The sequence below is a fragment of the Pseudoalteromonas sp. OOF1S-7 genome, assembly GCF_022347765.1.
GTDB lineage: Bacteria > Pseudomonadota > Gammaproteobacteria > Enterobacterales > Alteromonadaceae > Pseudoalteromonas.
This window is the reverse complement of the sequence record NZ_JAKRFZ010000001.1, coordinates 548,971-568,873: the sequence shown is the minus strand read 5'-3', so window position 1 is coordinate 568,873 and position 19,903 is coordinate 548,971. Positions and strand designations below refer to the sequence as shown.

10 protein-coding genes are annotated in these 19,903 nt (G+C 49.8%); 4 read left to right on the top strand and 6 right to left on the bottom strand.

Annotation, left to right across the window (positions count from 1 at the left end):
* The first annotated feature begins 130 nt into the window (after positions 1-130).
* On the top strand, positions 131-1,504 hold the full coding sequence (locus MHN33_RS02515; protein ID WP_239394539.1) for an MATE family efflux transporter: 1,374 nt from the start codon (positions 131-133) through the stop codon (positions 1,502-1,504).
* 115 nt (positions 1,505-1,619) lie between these two features.
* The gene (locus MHN33_RS02510) at positions 1,620-2,933 is read left to right on the top strand and encodes a response regulator (RefSeq protein ID WP_239394529.1); all 1,314 of its coding nucleotides are present in this window, start codon (positions 1,620-1,622) and stop codon (positions 2,931-2,933) included.
* Positions 2,934-2,982: 49 nt separating this feature from the next.
* Here the strand turns inward: MHN33_RS02510 and MHN33_RS02505 are convergent, their stop codons facing one another.
* Both MHN33_RS02505 and MHN33_RS02500 read right to left on the bottom strand, forming a co-directional pair.
* Positions 2,983-3,336: an Hpt domain-containing protein gene (locus tag MHN33_RS02505; protein WP_239394527.1), complete on the bottom strand. Its 354-nt coding sequence runs from the start codon at positions 3,334-3,336 to the stop codon at positions 2,983-2,985.
* On the bottom strand, positions 3,326-6,013 hold the full coding sequence (locus tag MHN33_RS02500) for a PAS domain-containing hybrid sensor histidine kinase/response regulator (RefSeq protein ID WP_239394525.1): 2,688 nt from the start codon (positions 6,011-6,013) through the stop codon (positions 3,326-3,328). Before MHN33_RS02500 ends, MHN33_RS02505 begins: the two co-directional genes overlap by 11 nt.
* A gap of 294 nt (positions 6,014-6,307) precedes the next feature.
* On the opposite strand from MHN33_RS02500, the gene MHN33_RS02495 reads away from it, so the two are divergent.
* Entirely contained in the window at positions 6,308-11,779 is a 5,472-nt protein-coding gene (locus MHN33_RS02495; protein ID WP_239394514.1) for a M4 family metallopeptidase, read from the top strand.
* Positions 11,780-11,830: 51 nt separating this feature from the next.
* Here MHN33_RS02495 and MHN33_RS02490 read toward each other — a convergent pair whose 3' ends face one another.
* Positions 11,831-13,621 (bottom strand): thiamine pyrophosphate-binding protein, encoded by a 1,791-nt coding sequence (locus tag MHN33_RS02490; protein ID WP_239394504.1) that lies wholly within the window; start codon positions 13,619-13,621, stop codon positions 11,831-11,833.
* Between the two features lie 77 nt (positions 13,622-13,698).
* Entirely contained in the window at positions 13,699-15,660 is a 1,962-nt protein-coding gene (locus MHN33_RS02485; RefSeq protein WP_239394494.1) for an FAD-dependent L-amino acid oxidase, read from the bottom strand.
* Between the two features lie 407 nt (positions 15,661-16,067).
* Between MHN33_RS02485 and MHN33_RS02480 the strand changes: the two genes are divergently transcribed.
* Positions 16,068-17,699 carry a winged helix-turn-helix domain-containing protein gene (locus tag MHN33_RS02480; RefSeq protein WP_239394489.1) on the top strand — a complete coding sequence of 544 codons (1,632 nt, stop codon included), beginning with the start codon at positions 16,068-16,070 and terminating at the stop codon, positions 17,697-17,699.
* An 8-nt stretch (positions 17,700-17,707) separates the two neighbouring features.
* Here MHN33_RS02480 and MHN33_RS02475 read toward each other — a convergent pair whose 3' ends face one another.
* Positions 17,708-18,625, bottom strand: coding sequence for a glycoside hydrolase family 16 protein (locus MHN33_RS02475; RefSeq protein ID WP_239394483.1), 918 nt, complete (start codon positions 18,623-18,625; stop codon positions 17,708-17,710).
* 186 nt (positions 18,626-18,811) lie between these two features.
* Positions 18,812-19,900: an efflux RND transporter periplasmic adaptor subunit gene (locus MHN33_RS02470; RefSeq protein ID WP_239394482.1), complete on the bottom strand. Its 1,089-nt coding sequence runs from the start codon at positions 19,898-19,900 to the stop codon at positions 18,812-18,814.
* Positions 19,901-19,903: the final 3 nt, after the last annotated feature.

The following is a 19,903-nucleotide window of genomic DNA, read 5'->3' as shown; positions in this document are numbered from 1 at the left end:
TAGGACGGTGAAAATGGTGGGGATTACACTGTTTTCTCTGCTGACGTTGAGCAAAATAGTCGATCATGCGTTAAAAATAAGCGGTACAATGATTCAATTAAATAATCATAATTATTCAGGAATGATGTGAATGAAGGACCTGACTCAGGGAAAAATCGTGACTCACCTTATTGCAATGGCCGTTCCGATGGCGGTTGGCATGTTCATCCAGACCTTATATTTTCTGGTCGATCTGTACTTTGTTGGTGCTCTCGGTGCATCGGCGCTGGCAGGGGTAAGCAGTGCGGGCAGTGTGTTCTTTTTTATTATGGCGCTGACACAGGTGCTTAATATCGGCTGTGGTACTTTGGTTGCGCATGCGGTTGGCAGAAAAGATCAAGCCGAAGCCAATGCGTTATTCCATCAGAGTATGCTGATTGCGGGAGGGTGCTCGGTGGTGTTTGCTGTGCTCGGTTATGCATTCTGCCATATTTTCTTTGAATTTATGACACCTGATGCAGCGACTCGACAGGAAGCAATTGACTATTTTTACTGGTTTTTACCAGCCCTGCTATTGCAGTTTGGACTCACTGTGATGGCAGCTGCGCTGCGCGGCACTGGCGTCGTTAAGCCTGTCATGTTGATTTCGATGCTGGCAATTATTGTGAATATTGTACTATCACCTGTGTTGATCTCCGGGTGGGGGACGGGCAACGCGCTGGGCGTCACCGGTGCCGGGCTCGCCAGTTCTTTGTCTGCGCTCTGTGCCATGGTGATGACGCTTTGGTACTTCATGCGCAAAGTGGATTATCTGACTATGCCGCGTCTGGGGCTCATACCCGACCGAAAACGTATGCTACAGGTGATTAATCTGGGGCTTCCTTCAGGCGGGGAGTTTCTACTCACCTTTATGTACATGTCTGTGATTTACTGGGCACTGAGTCAGTTTAGTGCAAGCGCTCAGGCGGGGTTTGGGCTGGGTGTCAGGATCATGCAAGTGCTCTTTTTACCTGTCATGGCAGTCGCATTTGCGGCCCCCGCGATAGCGGCTCAGAATTATGCCGCGGGTAAATATGACCGGGTGCAGCAGACCTATCGCTACACCAACGTGCTCACTTTTGTGTTGATGGCTATGTTGACGCTTGTATGTTTGGTCAACGCCAGCTGGTTTTTTGTTCCGTTCAGTGACGAGCCCCAGGTGATATTGGTCGCTGCGACGTTTTTGGGGTATGTCAGTCTGAACTTTGTCCCGGCTGGTTATACCTTTGCGGCGTCGGGTATGTTTCAGGCGTTGGGTAATACCTGGCCTGCACTGTATAGTACAGCCAGTCGTTTTATATTGTTTGCTGTCCCGGTTGTCTGGTTAGCGGGACAGCCGGATTTTGAGATCGAGCAGATCTGGGTGTTTTCTGTTGCTACTGTGTATTGTCAGGCTGCGATCAGCTTTCTGCTGCTGCGTCGTGAAATGAATAAGAAACTGGTGTACAGCGACGAAGCCATTATGCCACCACCTGCGCGAAGTTGAGCGAACGGTTAGCACGGATGTGAATCTGGTGGGGGGCTGGTACAAAAATCCACGCTTGAGCTATCCTTAGAGTGCAGTCGATGAATTGATGATCACCGGGGCTCAGGAGACAGGTATGCATAAAGGTGAAGTGGATTACGGAGAGCGGCATCCAAAGGTAATAATGATCTGTGATGATGCCCACGAAATGGTGGGGGTGTGTAAGGTTATCAGCTCTCAGGTCACCGCATTCAGAACGCTGGAGGGCACACGAGAGGTGCATAAAGTCATCCGGGAGGGCAAACCGCCTGTGCTGATTTTTGCCATGTTGCATGTGAAAGCAAGCATTGAAGCCTATAGCGCTTTGGCACGTCGGGAGGTGCTAGGTTATCCGCACAAAAGCATCTTGTTGTGCGAAAACAAAGAGTCAGGGGTCGCCTTTCGTTGCTGTATCAAAGGCATTTTTAATGACTACTTTGTTTTCAAGCCGATGTATGAAAACTACCGTTTACGAATGATCTTACACAATATCTTGCAGCAGGCAGAAGACACCCAACAGATCACAGAATTGAAAGAAGAACATTTTGGCCGTATCGATAGCGGCCTGAAACAATTGATTGATCAGGCGGCCAGCTACCGGGTTAATACCGAGCAGTCCTTTGCGCAGGTAAGAGAATCTTTGAATGAAGCGCAGGAGGAAGATGAAGTAAAAGCGCAAATGTTACAGCAGCTAAAAGAAAAGCATGTACTGCCTTTGCTGGACATGTTGCAACAGCAGTTGGTCAAAGACATTCAGCAGATCACGCAACAGCTTAATGACAGTCATTTTACTCTCAATGAGTTGGTTGATATGTTCAGCAGCTCACAAGCCACACTGTTTTCGTCTGTGCTAGACAGCGGCAGTGTCCATAAAGAAGCTTTAGAGCATGCAGAGCAGGAACACACGACAGAGCTTGAGCGTGAAAGTACCTCTCAGGTACCGCCCAACCATGATGCGCACCTTGATCACGACCAGGATGAGGAAGCCGCGCATGCCTTCGATGACATGCAAGTGGCTGAACCGGCGATCCCGAGGGACAAGCGGATCATGATAGTCGAAGACAACGAAATTTATCGTGAGATGATCTCAGGAATATTACGTGAGCAGGGCTTTTCGGTTGATGGAATGGAAAATGGTCTGGCAGCGATAAAAGAGCTAAAAAAGCATCGCTATGACATGATCTTTATGGACTTGTTTATGCCTGGTCTGGATGGCTACAATACCACGAAAAATGTCCGTGCCATCGAGCATTGTCGCGGTATTCCCATCGTGGCGCTGACCAGTAATCGCAATAAAGACTTGATCCGAAAATGGGCCTCGCTGGGTCTTGGCGGCTATATCGTGAAGCCATCGACAAAGCGCAGTATTTTGGATGCGGTTAATAAGTTGTTAGGCACAGAATGCGTTTAAGCAAAGATCGGCCTGAAGACGTCGCTGTCATGGCTGGCTTTGTGCTGTGTTATCCGGTGTGATTAATAAGTGTGTTAAGGGCTTTTACTTCCTGGGCTATGTTGATAAGCAATGCTCGGCAGTGTGACCGGTCTGCCGATAAAGCCGCTTCTTCGAGTTGAGCCAGATATTCGCTGCAACGCTCTGCGCCAATGGCACGGGCGGATGTTTTAAGAAAGTGAGCGTGCTCTTTGAGTTCAGGGTAAGCTGCACTGCTATAGGCACTTAAAAACAGCTTACAACTGGACTCTGCCTGGGTAACAAAATCGCGCTGAAAGCGTGCTATGGTTGGCAGGTCTTCCCCTATCAGGTCAATCAAGGTTTGCTGATTCAGCCTGGCCAATTGTGTGTTATTACTTTCCATACCATTTCTCTATCACGGATTTGAAACGTTCTAGCTGGACCGGCTTGCCAATGCAATCATTTATGCCGTACAGGTGACAGTTTTCCAACTCATTTTTTACTGCTGCGCCCGTTACAGCGACAATCGGGATAGCCTTGAGCGCCAACTGCTTTTCGGTTTGGCGGATGCGCTTCGCCATTTCATAGCCATCCACCACAGGCATATGGCAATCGGTCAGGATCAATTTGTACTCTTCTTTACGCCAGCTTTCAAAGCCCTGCTCGCCATTTTCTGCAAGCGTACAGGTATAGCCAAGTTTTGCCAGCTGCTTGACCATCAGGTTTTGATTAAAGGTATTATCTTCAACCAGTAAAATGCCAGGGCGGAGATCCGGCGTAGTCGCTGAGGGAGCTGCAACAGAGGAGATCTTACTGATAGGTTCGGCAGAGGAGACTGTCGACACAGCCTGGGCTGCTGTATGTGTCAGTAAATGCATCACCTGGCGGGTGATGCCATAGCGCGTTGCTAAGTCGACATTGACTGGTGCTGCATCTGGCAGCAATTGCCTGAGTTGCTCGGTATACATCGTCTGGTGACAGATCAGCACCCTATGCTCTTTTAATATATCCTGGTATTTGCTCAACTGGGCCAGATCTTGCTCTGACTGAACCAAGCAGCAGAGTAAAGTGTTGGCCTGGATAGGAGAGGTAAGCTTATCCAGCGCGACCTGGTGAAGCTGATCGGTCAGGCTGCTCAGAACCGATAGGGGGTATGATTCAGCTATTTGATGCTGAACCGGTGTGACATAAATGTGTTTAAATAAGGTTGTAGTACAGTGATGTGAGAACCTGTGTATTGGAATGCAGACTCTGAAGATACTGCCGCGCTCCAGCTTGCTCTTCAGACCTATACGACCCCCCATCAGATCGATTATTTTCCTTGAAATGGCCAGACCCAGGCCGGTTCCGCCATAGACTCGGGTGGTTGACTTATCGGCCTGGGTAAAAGGATGAAAGAGTTTTTTCTGAGTTTTTTCGTCGATACCGATGCCATTATCTTTCACTAAAATACTGAGTTCTCCCTGACTGTGGCTTTGCACTTGCCAGTCGACTTCAATGATGACATTGCCACTGACTTTGGCTGGCGGGCCGCTGAACTTGATGGCATTGCTGAGCAAATTAAATAACACCTGACGGATACGGTTTTCGTCGCTATAGAGCATAGTCGGGAGCTGTTGAGACTCAATGACTTTGAGGCTGACACGGCGCTGTTCCGCGTTAGAGGCAAAGGTTAGCAGCACGTTATGTAGTGTTTTAGAAATATCGAACTCTCTGAACTCCAGCTCCAGTTTGCCCGCTTCAATCTTATTGATATCTAAAATGTCATTCAGTATGTCAACCAGATTTTTAGCTGAAACAGAAGCTGTTTCGAGCAGCTCCATTTCTTCTGGATCATGTTTTTGCAGAGAAAGTAACTCCAGCGAGCCGATGATGGCATTCATCGGGGTTCTCAGCTCATGGCTGATCATCGCCAGAAAGTCAGACTTTGCCCGGCTGGCACGTTCAGCTTTAGTGACAGCACATTTGAGATCTGAGGTGCGCGCCTTAACGCGGGTTTCCAGCTCAGCATTGAGTTTGGATAGCTCCATGTTGGCACGGTAAACCTCGGATTGATCGACACAGACGCCATCAAGGCGATAATTGTTGCCATAGCCGTCCTGAGCCACGACACCTTTGGCAAATATATGTAACTCATTGTTATTGGGTAGAACGGCACGAAATACATGTTCAAAATCTTCCCCGCTTTCAAGGGCTTCTTTGAGCCCGTTTGAGATCCGGGCCCGATCTTCGGGATGAATACGCTCAAGCCACTTTTCATAGCTTCCGGTATCCTGTGCCGCCAGGTCGAAGATGGCGCTGGTTTGCGGGTCCCAGTCCCAGTACCATTGAGCATTTTGCCTGCTGACACACCAGGTGCCTACTTTACCGGCCTCAAGGGCAATACGGCGGCTTTCATGGGCGTTGTTAAGATGGATAAGCATCTGTTTTTCCTGAGTGCATTCACGCAGGGTGCCAAACAGGTTTAGGTGAGTTCCACTGCTGCGACGTTGATCACCACTGAATTCAAACCAGTGAGGTACAGCGTCAATGAGCACCCGAAACTCAAACTTTAGCCGGACGTTTGACTGAATATGCTCTTCAATAAAGCTCAGTGCCAGAGGACGGTCATCTTCATAGATCAGAGCAGTGAAATCCTGCCAGCTGGTTAATGGCTGACAGTGCAGTAACGCGCAAAAAGTATGAGAAAAGTAGGGGTTCTCGAAGGTAGTATCAACCTGCCAAACCCCAATATCACCGCATTGTAATGCCAGCTCAGCCAGTTCACCGAGGTGCGGCAGTGGGTGATGACTAATTGAATTAAGTATCAGGCTGGTATGAGCTGTCAGTTGGTTACTGACAATGATGTTGAGTCGTGCACCAGAAGGTAAGTGCACCAGAGCGCTGCTACCTGGTGCCTGACTTAAAAATAGACTGTCTTTGTCACCGGGATCGGCTATCTGACACAGGTCAAATAAACAATGAGGTGGACCCTGCTCATGGGCCAGGTCTAACAGTGTAGCGGCAGCCTGATTGAAATCCAGTATCTGCCACTGATGATTAACACTGAGTAGTGCGAGATCCAAACTATGGATATCCATTTCTATTCCCTGCCTGACTGTGCCTAGCTTAATTATTGTTCAAATTGCGACGCTTGGGGAGAAATCCACTCAGATAATTGTATAGAATGCTTCCGTACTAAATGCGGAATTTTTTTAGGAACATTCCGGGGTAAGTTAACTAGGCCAATTCTATTGATTTTGTTAGAATGCGCGCAATTTAATCGGGAGTTAGCACATTGAAGCGCTAACACCTCACAGAGTTCTTTTTGTTAGGAAGTTTGGATGAAACTGAGTAGGTTATACAGCTTGGTGTGCTTAGGAGGATGCCTAAGTATGCAGACGATTGCAGCAACGTCGTTGCGTGCAACACAACACAACCAGGATGTGGTGCTAAAGTCGCTAGAGCAAAACAGGGGCATTCGCTCTCGTGATGCTCTGCATTTTGCACCGCTTTCCCCTTCACATCAACGAAACGCAAGTAACGATAAATCAAAGCGTTATCAGCAGTACTTTGGGGATGTTCCTATATGGGGCCAGCAACTTAGCTACCGCCCACAATATCGACATGCAAGCGGTTTTTTTGCCCGTGACTTAGACCACAAGCAACTCAATGCGAGTGAGAATGCGCAATTTGATGTTGCTCAGGCTGCTAAGTTGTTACTGCAAGCCCGCAAGCTTGCAGACAATGAATATGTGGTACAGGAAAACACGCGTTATGTGTATATCCATAATGGCCAGGCATTTTATGTGCGCTTGATTTCACTGTCGACAGAGCCTCATGCGCATGCTATGCCTGTTGCTCTGGTCAGAGAGTCTGACTATCAGCTGGTAAAACAGTGGGATAACATTAAACATGCAGCCGCATCCGGGCCAGGTGGTAATGTTAAAATCGGCCAATACGAGTATGGCGTAGATTATCCGGCCTTGGATGTAACTCAGTCGGGTGATACCTGTTATCTGGAAAATGAGAAAGTCAAAACGGTATCACTGGAATCAGGTTACGAGCCAGAAACCGCTTTCTCTTTTGCGTGCAGTCGTAATACCCATAAAGAGGTGAATGGAGCTTACTCGCCTCTGAATGATGCACACGCGTTCGGTACCGCCGTATTCGACATGTATGAACAGTGGTTCGATATGCCCCCGCTGACATTCAAACTATTGATGCGTGTTCATGCGGAATTTGTCGGAGACAATGCGACCTGGAACGGATCTGCCATGACCTTTGGGGATGGTGTTGACAAGTTTCATCCGTTAGTGTCACTGGATATTGTTTCCCATGAGGTGAGCCACGGCTTTACCGAGCAAAACTCAGCGCTGATTTACGAGGGTCAATCAGGGGGGATTAATGAGGCTTTTTCCGACATTGCCGGTGAAGCAGCGGAATACTTCTTGCGCGGGACGAATGACTGGCTGGTTGGTGCCGATGTCACCAAACAAACAACAGCACTCAGGTACTTCGAAACACCTTCACGAGACGGACGTTCTATCGATCATGCGGATGATTTCACGACCTGGATGGATGTGCACTACAGCAGTGGTGTCTTCAACCGGGCATTTTTCCTGCTTGCAACCAGTGAAGGGTGGGATGTAAGACAGGCGTTTTCCGTAATGGTGCATGCAAACCAGCATTACTGGGTTAACTCCAGCGATTTTCTCGATGGTGCCTGTGGTGTGATCAATGCCGCCATTGAACTTAACTATCCAGCACCTCAGGTAATGGAAGCGTTTTCTCAAGTCGGACTGAGCTGCGACAATCTCATCTTTGTTGATACCGATAAGGATGGCATGGACGACAACTGGGAGCGGGCTTTTGGCCTCAACCCGGACGATCGTGAAGATAGCGTGGCCGACCTGGATGGTGACGGGCTAAGTAATTTGCAGGAATACAAGTTTCTGACCCGACCTGACCTCATTGATACGGACGAAGATACCTTGTCTGATCATGCAGAAGTGTTCGAATTACGATTAAATCCGCTCGCAGCCGATACCGATGAGGACGGGATGCCCGATCCTTGGGAGCATCAATATGGGCTTAGTCCCACCAGCAAGCGGGATGCGTTTTACGATGCCGATGGTGATGGGCAGCCTAATCTGGCAGAGTTCCAGCAGGGGACAGATCCGACAGACGCCAGTTCTGGTGGTGAAACCGAAGTCACACTGGTGACGCTGGAGCTCGGTCAGACGCCACCTGAAATTAGCTTTCCAGATGGGCAAGCAGCGTGGATAGTGACAGAGAGCGGAGGTCGGACTACCCTGACCAATCCGGATATTACAAATAGCGAAATGACGCGCTTTTCACTCCAGATCGATAGTGCAGAGCACCAGGGCAGCCTGGTGTTTGATTATAAAGTCTCGTCGGAAGCTAACTTTGATTTCTTCACCGTTTATCTCAACGATCAACAGATTTTACGGGAGTCGGGTGATGTAGACTGGCGGACGCATGAATTTGTGCTGCCTTCGTCGGGTCAACACACCATTAGTTTTGAGTACTACAAAGATGGTAGTGTCAGCACGGGCGAGGACGCTGTATTCATTAATAATATTCGCTTAAACACGGGCTTTAAAGATACCGATCAGGACGGATTATATGATGTGTGGGAAGCTGGCAATGGACACGATCCCTTCGTGGCGGATGCGCACATAGACCTGGACGGTGACGGATTGACGGGCCGTGAGGAGTTCGATGCCGGTACTGATACTTGGAATGCGGACTCAGACGGTGATGGTGTTCAGGATGGCGCTGAATTGGCGCTTGGCTGGGATCCAATGCACACACTTGAGCGGTACCGCGACAGTGATGGAGACGGTTACACGGATGCTGATGAGGTGCAACACGGCGCAGATCCTAATGATGCGGCGTCTGTGCCAGAGAGCAAAGATCCGCAGTTAACCAGCTCCTTTGAAGGCGCTGAGTTACCATCCTGGTTTAATAATGCGGAACATAGCGCAATAGCGTGGACGCGCGTGACGACTGAAGCGTCGAACGGTGAATATGCGCTGCAATCGGGCGACATTGCTGACAGCCAGGAGAGTTCATTTACGCTCACCGGCGAGTTCGAGCCAGGGGTATTGAATTTTGACCTCAAGATGGATACTGAAAGTTGCTGTGACCGCTTTACCGTTGATATTGATGGCGCAACGGTCCTAGAAGCCTCAGATGTGTCGCAGTGGCAAACGGATTCGGTGCGAGTTAATGCTGGCAATCACACCATTACCTTCAGATATCGTAAAGATGGCTCGGTCTCAAGCGGCCAGGATGCCGTGTGGCTGGACAATTTCGTTTGGGTGTCTAACAGAGATGCTGATTCAGATCAGGATGGCATGACAGATGCCTGGGAAACCTATCATGGTTTTGATATCAATGATGCAAGTGATGCGCTGCGGGACGAGGACGGCGATGGGTTATCCAACTTACAGGAATTAGAACTGGGCACTAATCCTTTGTCCCGAGATACCGACGGCGATGGTGTCCCAGATGCAGAAGATGCAGCACCTGTTGACCCGACCTCAGGGAGCTTTGCCCCGCCTTCGATTGAGCACAGCGGTGCAGCGGTTGTGGAAGCAACGGGCACGTTAACGGATATTGCTGGGCTGGCAGAGATTACAGTTACAGATAATGGTTCAATTGCACCCGAAGTTTATCTGGTTGACTCGGCACCTTTGCCACTGGGTGAACATGTAGTGACCTGGCGTGCTGTCGATGCAATGGGCATGGTGGCTGAGTCAGTTCAGCAAGTAACTGTGGTTGACACCACGGCACCCGCCTATCAGGAGCAACAACTATTAGTGAAATCGGCTACTGCTGCGGGGATCTTAGCAGCGGTATCCGATGCCGGGTTGTTTGTGGATCTTGTCAGTGAAGTTGATGTTGAATATGCACAAGGCTATACCTTTGTCACCGGGCAACAGGATATTGAGTTTGTGGCAACTGATAATAGCGGCAATAGTATGACGCAAAGTGTTCCGGTGTCTGTACTACCCCGCCTGACAGTGCAATCCAGCTTTACTCAGGATTCAAATGGTGATGCTGCAGTATTGGTGCAACTTGATGGTAAATCACCACAGCAGACGGTCACACTATCAGGTATGGTCGATAACACACCGTTTGAGTTTAGCTCTGAATCACACCTCAGTTTTGTTATGTCGTTGCAAGGTTTAGGTGCGGATGCGGGAGCGCAACTACAGGTTTCAGAAGTGGAGGGTGCCTGGCTCGATGGTGAAGTTGTGAGTACGCTGGCAGCACAGACCGAGTCCGGTGCGCCGACGGTAAGGTTGTTTGCTATGCAAGCGGGTAAAACGGTTGCTGCACTTCAGCCTGAGGCAGACCGTCCGGCCCTGTACGTTAGCATTGCTGAGCCGATGAGTGCCGAGCACTATACCGTGGCAGTGAGAGATCACCATGGCCGATTCTGGCCGTTGTCCGACAAAAACGCCGTTCAATGGGTATTTGGTGCGCCATCGCTCAGTGGTAATGAACTGCTACAGCTCAACGTGACTGTGACCAAAAAGAGTGACCAATCACTATATCACTACCAGCAAGCCTATCCGGTTGTGGCTGAGGTACTCAACGAAGAGAGCGACAGCGACGGTGATGGGGTGAGTGATGCCATAGAAGGGCTGGTAGACAGTGATGGCGATGGTATTGTTGACTATTTGGATACCCACAACCAACCTGCCCTGGCTCACCTAAGCACAGGACAAACGCTGCGGCTTGACTCTCAGGGGGCGATGATCACGATAGGAAATATTGCGCAGTCACGGGCAAGCCAGCCAAGAGCTGACATGAGTTTGTCTTTCAGTGAACTCGATAGTTACCTGACCGCTCAGTCACTGACGGTGCATGCTGACGATCCGCATTTTAAACCTTACAGTGATCTGTTTAATACTAAGCTATATCTGGCTCAGGGGATGTCATCTGCAACCGTGATCTGGTCTCACCCTCAGGCATTTAAAACTGAGCAAAGCACTCAAGTACGTCAGTTGACATTACAAGGTTGGGAAACTGTCCCGAGCAAAGCAGCAGACAGTGACAATTGTGTACAGTGTGTAGCATACACTCTGGTTGATGGCGGACCGTTCGATCTGGACGGCAGCGTTAATGGGGTCATCGAATCAGTGTCTGTTCTGGCGACTGAAAACCCAAACAGGGAGCCAACTCTGGTGTTGACCGTACCTGAAACCATGGAAGAACTGACGTCTTTCACACTCGATGCTTCTGCTTCCAGTGATCTGGATGGTGATGCGCTGAAATTTGAGTGGCTTGTTTCAGAGCCAGACATTGAGATTGCGTACGAGCAGGGAGAGGCCGTGGCCACACTGACAGTCCCTGAACTTGAAGATTCTGTGGAAGGGTATATTGATGTTGTGATTGATGATGGTTACGGGCGTTTTACCCATCGTTTTGAAGTGACATTTAAACATGTCAATAAGGCGCCTGCTGTGACAGTCAATGAGCGTATATCGGTCAGCTCTGAATCAAAGGTGACTGTAAAAGCCAGCGCAAGTGACCCGGAAGGTTCGTCAGTGAGCTATGAATGGCAACAGATCAATGGTACAAAAGTAACGCTGGAAAATGCACAAAGCCCGACTATGTCTTTCACAGCACCAAAAGTTAACAATACCACTGAGCTGGTATTTAAACTGAGTGTGTCGGATGGCGCAATGAGCACAGAGCAAGTTGTGACTGTCGTGGTCAATAAGGCGGACGTCAAAGCTGAAGAAAAAGGCTCCGGTGGCACTTTGCTGTATATGTTGGCAGGGTTGTTATTACTGGGGGCATTGCGGATGCGAAAACGCGTGATGTAATACTGAGTCTGAATTTAAAAACCACCCTCTACGGGTGGTTTTTTACATTTACTAGAATTTATTTCGTGGTGGCCAGTCTGGGTTCGCAATTTCATCTTCACCCACAGCGCTGTTGGCTTCGCGCGTAATCGCGTGTGGCGTATCTTCTTTCGGAATGGTGACTTCCACGACGTAATTGTTGTAAGGATCGGTTCTTACCTCTTCCATGACAGCCATTAATTCACTCAGGTTGTTTACCCGACGCCCTTCACCACCAAATGCCTGGGTAATATTAGCAATTTTCCAGCTGGGCAGGTCGTTGTAGCTATACACTTTATCAAGTAGCTTGTCCTGATAGTCAACAGGCGGTGTTCTGAAAGGGTTTGGGTTGACGAGGTACTGTTCAATCCCGTAAATGCCATTTGCCAGTACAAACACCACCGTGTTCTGACCATAGGCATGTTGATCGGCAACCGCCTGACATGTCTCGTGAAAAGCGCCATCACCAACCACCACAACGGCACGTTTATCAGGAAACGCGCATTTGATGCCTGTACCTGCGGGGACTGAGTAGCCAATAGACAACCAGGCTGCCTGAGCAACAAAACCATCCTGTGTAGGTATTTTCACACTCTGTGCGCCAATCAATGGGAAGCCGGCATCCACCACCAGCACATCGTCTTCGTCAAGCCATTGACTGAGTGTAGCAAAAAAACTGTCATAGCCAAGCTGCGCATCCGCCGAGTGGTTCGTCAGCAGTGGTCTGTGCATGCGCAAACCTTTTAAACTGGCCGGTTGTTGTCGGGCCAGGGCGGTAAATTCGGCGATCAGGCACTGCAGATAGTCCTCCAGTGTGGCCGAGGCGTAATAGGCCGCACCAACATACACCCCCCCTTGTGCTGCAAGCACTGTGCGGCTGCTGCGAATATCCTGGTTGCCGGTATCTTTGCCGGTTGTCCAGGCACCTACACCCACTAGTATTCCATCGTCTCCAACCAGGGACTCGACTTCTGAGGGGCTCATGGTGACACAACCTTCAAACCAGGGGTGTGTTTCTGCGATGACCGACTTGCTCAGCGCAGAGGTCACAAAGTGAATATGCCCTTCCGGCACGGTATGGTTGCGGTTGATCACTTCAAGTAATTCTAAAAAGGTGTTTTGCAGACCAAAACGTTGCAGCTCTACGCCTGCCCAGAAGATGCTCTTTGGCTGACTGAGCATCAGTTCGACCGTGGCTTTGGCGGCCTGCTGTGCTTCACTGACCGTGACACTGGCAGGGTTGTTAAGCGCAAGAGGATGAGCCGGTTTAATGCACTCGGCCCGCCAGACATCCTCACTGACTTCAAAGTAGACCGGGCGACGTTCCGTCAGCAAAGCGGCCAGGGCAGAATCGATCTGATAAGGTGCCTGGTTGGCGTTTACGATCCGCTCTGCTGCAACGGTAACAGGGCGGAACATGTGAATATCGACAAATTCATAGCCTGTGGTGTGTGAGTAGAGTAATCCGGCATTTTTTGAAATCTGATCTTCTTTGTTGGTTGGCGCGCCATTGATCAGGATCACCGGGACTTGTTCTACAAAGGACCCGGCAATGGTATTGAGCAGGCTGAATGCGCCCACACTGTAAGTGACATACAAGGCGCTCGGGCCTTTCAGGCGGGCATAGGCATCTGCAGCAAAGCCGGCACAAATTTCATTGGCATTGCCGTTAATGTTGATTGGCGAGTGGGCGTCGGCCAGTATGGTATCGAGTAAAGCCGCTGTATAGTTGCCGGCAACACCAAACATTTGGTCGACGCCTATCTCTTCTAGTCGCGCTTTGAAATAGTCGGCGACAGTATAAATGGGGGTAGTGTGAGTCATTCATTCTCTCCTGAGCAAGCTACGCGGGTGTCCGCCGCACAATGGTAAGGGCACCGTTTCGGATGCCCGTTGCAGGATCACTTAAGGTCAAAGTAACTGAGGTTAACTCCCAGTACGTTCTCAACCTCAGAAGGTTTCTCCACAGGTGCGCTGCCGGCTGAGAAGTTAGGCTCAATATACTGATTGATCAGCTTGCTGGCATTTTCTTCATACGCCACTTTAATGGCCTCTGACGAGCTGATGTGTGTCGTCTGTTCATAGACCTCACTCAATGGCTGTAGCCCAAATCCTTGTTTGAGCGCCAGATCGGTTGAGCGCAGAGCACCTTCCACCCAGCCCTGATAGTCTGAAAAGGCTTCCCCGCAGGTAAACAGGTTGGGTAAAGGCTCAGTCAGATCGGCCATCACCTTTTTGTCATCTGCACCGACTGCCCACTGGTGTACGCCGAATCCAAACTGTTGGCTGGGTGGCACATCAAAATGGACACTGCCTTGCCAGATCCGGGCACTGGTCAGAATAGGTTCCGGAACATAGTGGGTATTGAAAATATCTTTGAAAAAGCGTGTGGCTTGCTCCACTACGGCCGTAGAGGCAGGGTAGATATCACCAGGAATATCGGTCACATACTCGTCCTGATGTGGATGATGATAGGTTTCACCAATGTTTTGTAATGCACTCCAGAAATTAATATTGAGATAGTCACAATAGATAGTCAGTGCGGCCGGGCGTTCGTATTTTTCGTTGCTGATATGGTCTAGTTTGGCTTGCGTGCTTTCAGAGGGATCAGTTTTACGTTCCTGATACATCAAAGCGGCAACCAGCTCCTCGTTAACGGCATAAAACGGGTAGACGGAGCCCGTTGGCAAGTCAGCAAAGTTGGGCCCAAACTCAACGGCCGGGCGTCCTGTGGTACCGCGTCCCCACCAGGCATTGTCATAATAGAGATTAATTTTTAGCAGTGGCTGATTAGAGGTCGATTGCAGGGTATTCCATAAGTGCTCGGAGCGTTCTTTGTCCAGGGTATTAAATGCATTCGAACGAACAAACAGTTTCTCCAGTGCCAGGCGAGGCAGAGCGAGGATGACTTTTTCGGCTGTTACTTTGCCCTTGTGGCTGCGTCCGCTGTCATCGGTGTGCAGATAGTGTAACTCGTAATGCTTATTCTCTTCGATATATGAGATTTCTTCAATACTGGTTTGCAGGTGAATGTGTTCGGTACCTATTTTGTCAACGAGTGCATTGGGGAGTGTGCTGAATCCGTCTTTGAAGGTTTTAAACTGCACACCTGCCGGAAAATCCTCCAGTAATTGGTAGGCTACGCCGGCGTTCATCTGTGATAAAAAGGTCCCATTGAAGCCCAGCACCCGGTACAGCATGTTGATACATTCCTGAGAGTATCCCATAGCGGTGTACAGATCCCATAATGTCCACTCGTTGAGAGTCTTACCCTGCCATTGACACTCCAGCCGGAACGCCTGCCAGAACTCGGGGCCCCTCACTTCTGGTCGGGCTTTGAATTGGGGGTTGGCTTGCAGGATGCGGTTGAATACCACATTGACTATGTCTTTTGGGTTTACGCCTTGTTCAGAAGGCGCCAGGTTGTACAGCTCGGACCAAATCTTATAATTGTCTTGTGCTGCGGTGTTGACGCTAAAGCTTTTACCACGAAAAAACAGCCGGTTATCGCCACCACTGTTCATTGGAAAGGGGACTATTTGATCTTGCAGGTCCAGGTTAAGAAATAGCGCCATTAGGTCATCCATGCCATCGAACAAAAATCGCATGCCACCTTGTTCTTCTTTGACTGTAATGGTGGGCGGTGTATCACTGTGTTGGTTTTTGAACTGAATTAAATCGGAGTCAAGCCGGCCACCTGTACGGTTAGAGCGCTCAAAAATAGCAAGGTTATCACAGCCTGATTCGTTCTGTAGGCGCCATGCGCTGTATAATCCGCCCATACCTGCCCCGACAATGGCAACCTTAAGGTGCTTAGGGAGGCTTTTGTCGCTGATCTCATTGCCAAAAGAATAGTGCGTCATAGTAGTTCCTTAATTCGTTATTTACCATTTTTGTCACAATCGACGACAACAATCTTTACGACGACTTCTGTTCAGTTGTGTGGGCTTATTTTCGCTGTCTTCAGGTGAAAGAGTCGTAACCATAAGATGGGTACAATGTCATCTGCTTGATTACACTACTGACACCAAAAAGACATAATCCACATAAAATGTAGCACAAGGGTTAATTTTTATGCGTATTGTGTTCAAAAAATAGCAGTAAATAGGGTATGGCACTGAATATAAAGCAGTTTAATTTCTTGTTTGTCTCACTCCAGTAAGGAGAGGTTTATAATTTGGGGACTTGAGCTCACAGAGGAAATATTGCACACTCCTGATGGGGGCATCTGTTGGATCGGTGCCAGTATTGTTTATCAAGAGATGGAACGATGCGTTATTTGCTCAGCCAAGTCGAAATAGATCTGCTCAAAGGCACCGCTATCACAGCCCAGGGAACAAAGGCTATTCGGGCCAAGACACTGGCTGTGTTGCAGATATTGATCCAGCATGCCGATCAGGTGGTGACCAAAGCGCAGCTGCTGGATACGGTTTGGCAGGGGGTGGTTGTTCAGGAGCAGGTACTGGTGCAGTCTATCCGTGAATTGCGCGAGCTGCTGGGCGCCGACAGTATCAAAACCCATCCGCGTACCGGTTATCAACTGGTTGCTGAAGTCATTCCCATTCAACGTATTAAGGTGGCGAATTACCGGCGTTCAGCCGTTGTGCTTACTGTGCTAATCCTTGCTGTTAGCTGGTTAATGCTGAGCGGGCAGTGGGGCGCAAAGAATCATGCCGCTCACTACCCTACGGTGGCATTTTTACCGGTTGAAAACGCCATACTGGATGATGTGCATACGGCTGTGCCTTTACATGGGCTTGCCTATTTAAGCAAGCATACCCGGGCAGAGGCTGAGTTGCACGTTGTTGCAGCAGAACATGTGTTAACTACCTTATCCCACAGTCCCTGGTACTCGGATGATACAGGGCAGATCCGGCTGTCCCGGCGTCAGGATGTGCTACAGCTGCAGGAACGACTTGGTGCCGATTTGCTGATAGAAACCCGCCTAAGTGGCTTTCCACAGGATATGCAACTGCAATACACGCTGAACTTCAATTGGGGGGCTGAGCAAGGAGTCGTCTTTGCGCCAGACCCTGAACAGGCCTATCAGGCCTTGATTGCGCGACTGGCTAGCCGATTCGGTGGGCATGAACAGCAGCTGAATGTGCAACGTCACCTGGATTTTAGCAATGAAGCATTTGCCCGGGGTGTACAGTTATATCTGTCACGTGAATACCAGGATGCGATTGCTGCACTGCGCCTGGCATTGAGCCATACTGGCGATCCTTTGACAGTCAGGCGTTACCTTGCAGCAAGCCTGGCAAACCATGGTGACGTTACGGCGGCACTGGCTCTGTTGCAGCAGAATATTGCGGCGACTGGTGATGGTGCTGTTACTCAGCGTGAGCGTATGCGTGCTAACCTGATGATGGGATATTTACTCATAAACTGGCCACAGCAAGCCAATCGAGAACAAGAGCTGGCTGACGCAGAAACCTATATTGCCACCGCGCATGATCAGGCCAGTGACAGTTCAGATCATTTATTTATTGCCTACGCACTTGAAGAGCTGGGTAAGATAAAACGTATTCAGGGTCGCTACAGCGAGGCCTCCCGCTTATTACATTCAGCGCTGAGCTATCACCAGCGATTTGATGCTATTTATGGCCAGACGAATGCGTTGATCGAGCTGGCTCGGATCGCAACTGAGCAAGGAGAGCAACAAGAAGCTGAGCGACTATTTACCCAGGCGCAGCAGGTGGCTGACGCGAGCAATGCTATTCCCAATCAAATCTGGATATGGCTGGCTCAGGCTGATTTGTTGCGTCAGTCGCGTCACGTTGAGCTGGCAAACCAGTTGGCATCACGTGCCAGAGCGCTGGCCATGGACGCCGATGATCCTGTTCTGATTGAGCGTGTGGAAGCCTGGTTTGCCAGTGCGCCTATTTATACAGTCAATTAATAGCTCAGCTACAGACTACAATAGTCTTCATACTGAGTGGGGGCGACGGTGTCTTTTTGGCTGACATTTTGTTTGCGTAACTGTGCAACTTGCTGATTAACCTCATTCACCCCGACAATGTGGTCTTTAACAAAATAGACCCAGTCGACATCCTGATAGTATTGTCGCATTTCGCTGGAGTTGACGATTTTATTGGGGTCAAACCACTGGTTAAAGTTAATCGACATCGCGACTTCCGGATAAACATCGCTGCCATGTTGCGCGTATAGTTTACCATTGATGTAATATTTCAGTGTGTTGTTGCCAACTTGCAGCACCAGGGTATTCCAGCCTTCTAGCGGATTAATATCATAGTCATAGGCATTGACCTTAGTCCAGGGGGTGAGCTGAAAGGTCTCCCAGGAAGTGGCGAACAAGGCGTGTCGGTCGGTACCCCAACCTCCATTGGGCAGATACTCGAAATCCATTTCACTGTAGTTTTTATCCATGGGCGCCGCCAGCGGACTGATCGCATAAAACGTTTGGATCACACCGTCACCATCCGGTCCGTACTGGGGCTGATCGGTAAAATAGACTCGGGCTGCATACGTCCCTTCGAGATATTTCCGTTGATGGCACACCTGCACATGGCGGGTATTTTCGGCACTGCCATCGGTTTTTGAAGTTAAGCGCATTACTCGGTTTTCCGGATTGTGTGAGTCAATATGAAAGCTCACTCCTTCATGCCACCAGGTGGCATTTTTTATACCAGGGTGGCCGACATCGGCACGCAGTTGCCAGCCATTTTTTTGTGCCTGCTCGAAGCGGGTGTAACTAAAATCGTCAAACATCATTTGCGCAGGTTGTGCACCTAAAGGTTGACTGGTACAGGCAATCAGCAGACTGGTGCCGAAGGCGGTAAAAGAACAAAAGACGGGGGTTTTCATCGCGTATTCCTTGTGGTTATTGGACGGGAACAGCGTTGACTGAAACACCAGAGTAAGCCAGTTAAAAACGCTTAAATTGGTGGTATTCGGTTATTAAAAAATATTAAACCTTTGATTTTATTTAATTGAAATTAAAAATGAGCCTTAGCTCTTCCTTAAGCAGGCTCATTGGGCTAGTAAGCTGTATTAATTCTGGACATCGACTTGTTGGCCATCGGTCAGCCGCTCTGCACCTCGCACTGCGACTCTGTCCCCGGCAATAAGCTGGTGGCTGGACTGGGGCGTGATGGCAACGAGCTGGCCCTGACCTTTGCCGACGGTCACCGGGATCTGCGTGGCGGTATTACTGGCATCGATTTTAACCACATGGATACCCTGCTTGCGCAGGATCAACGCATCGCGATTGACCAGTAAAGCCTGTTCACTGGCCACCAGTGGCACGGAGACATCCACCAGTTGTCCAACCGCCCAGTGTTGCATGTGGCCTGAATCATCCGGTTGATCGAGCATCGCGCGTACTTCAAAGGTTTGTGAGCGCGGATCGGTGGCCGGGATCACGGCGCTGACGCGTGCCATCGTTGTTTGTGGGGCATCCAGGTTACCAGCACTGATCGGCAGCTGCTGGCCTGCGCGCACATAACTGAGGTATTTAACCGGTACATAGAGGCGCGCTTCGAGCTGGTCGATGTCCACCAGGTTCAGTAACTCATCGGCCCGGCTGACATCTCGTCCGCCGCGATGGTAGCGTTTACTCACGATGCCTGAGAATGGCGCCGTCACAGTTGCCCGGTTGAGCTTATCTTCAATGACTCTGAGTTCGACTTCAGCGAGGGCGATGTCTGACAGTACCAGATCATGGGCGTTCTGAACCTTATCGACCTGACTGGCTGCGGTACTGCTGGTTTTGGCCAGTTCCATCAGGCGGGTCAGCTCTTGTTGCTGAAACCGTAAGTTAATCCGGGCACGCTTGAGCATCTCTTGCTGACGTGCCTTTTCCAGTTCCAGCGGTAAGGTGTCCATACGTACCAGCACGTCGCCTTTGGCAACCTGCAAACCGGGCTCTGCGACGTATTGCAAGCGACCCGACACTCCAGCCGTGATAACCATATCGCGCTTGCCATGCAGGGTCCCGTTGACTGCCAGCTGACTGGTGAGCTGGCCCTGAGCGACGGGTTCAACGGCCACGGGCTGTGCCGCATCAGCCAGCTGGCTGAAAGTGACTACACCGGTCATAAGGACGGTGACCAAAGCGCGTTTATATTGACTTGCTAACATTGC

Coding starts and splice junctions, on each gene's coding strand:
- MHN33_RS02515 (WP_239394539.1), top strand. CDS start 131: ATGAAGGACCTGACTCAGGGAAAAATCGTGACTCACCTTATTGCAATG.
- MHN33_RS02510 (WP_239394529.1), top strand. CDS start 1,620: ATGCATAAAGGTGAAGTGGATTACGGAGAGCGGCATCCAAAGGTAATA.
- MHN33_RS02505 (WP_239394527.1), bottom strand. CDS start 3,336: ATGGAAAGTAATAACACACAATTGGCCAGGCTGAATCAGCAAACCTTG.
- MHN33_RS02500 (WP_239394525.1), bottom strand. CDS start 6,013: ATGGATATCCATAGTTTGGATCTCGCACTACTCAGTGTTAATCATCAG.
- MHN33_RS02495 (WP_239394514.1), top strand. CDS start 6,308: ATGCAGACGATTGCAGCAACGTCGTTGCGTGCAACACAACACAACCAG.
- MHN33_RS02490 (WP_239394504.1), bottom strand. CDS start 13,621: ATGACTCACACTACCCCCATTTATACTGTCGCCGACTATTTCAAAGCG.
- MHN33_RS02485 (WP_239394494.1), bottom strand. CDS start 15,660: ATGACGCACTATTCTTTTGGCAATGAGATCAGCGACAAAAGCCTCCCT.
- MHN33_RS02480 (WP_239394489.1), top strand. CDS start 16,068: ATGCGTTATTTGCTCAGCCAAGTCGAAATAGATCTGCTCAAAGGCACC.
- MHN33_RS02475 (WP_239394483.1), bottom strand. CDS start 18,625: ATGAAAACCCCCGTCTTTTGTTCTTTTACCGCCTTCGGCACCAGTCTG.
- MHN33_RS02470 (WP_239394482.1), bottom strand. CDS start 19,900: ATGTTAGCAAGTCAATATAAACGCGCTTTGGTCACCGTCCTTATGACC.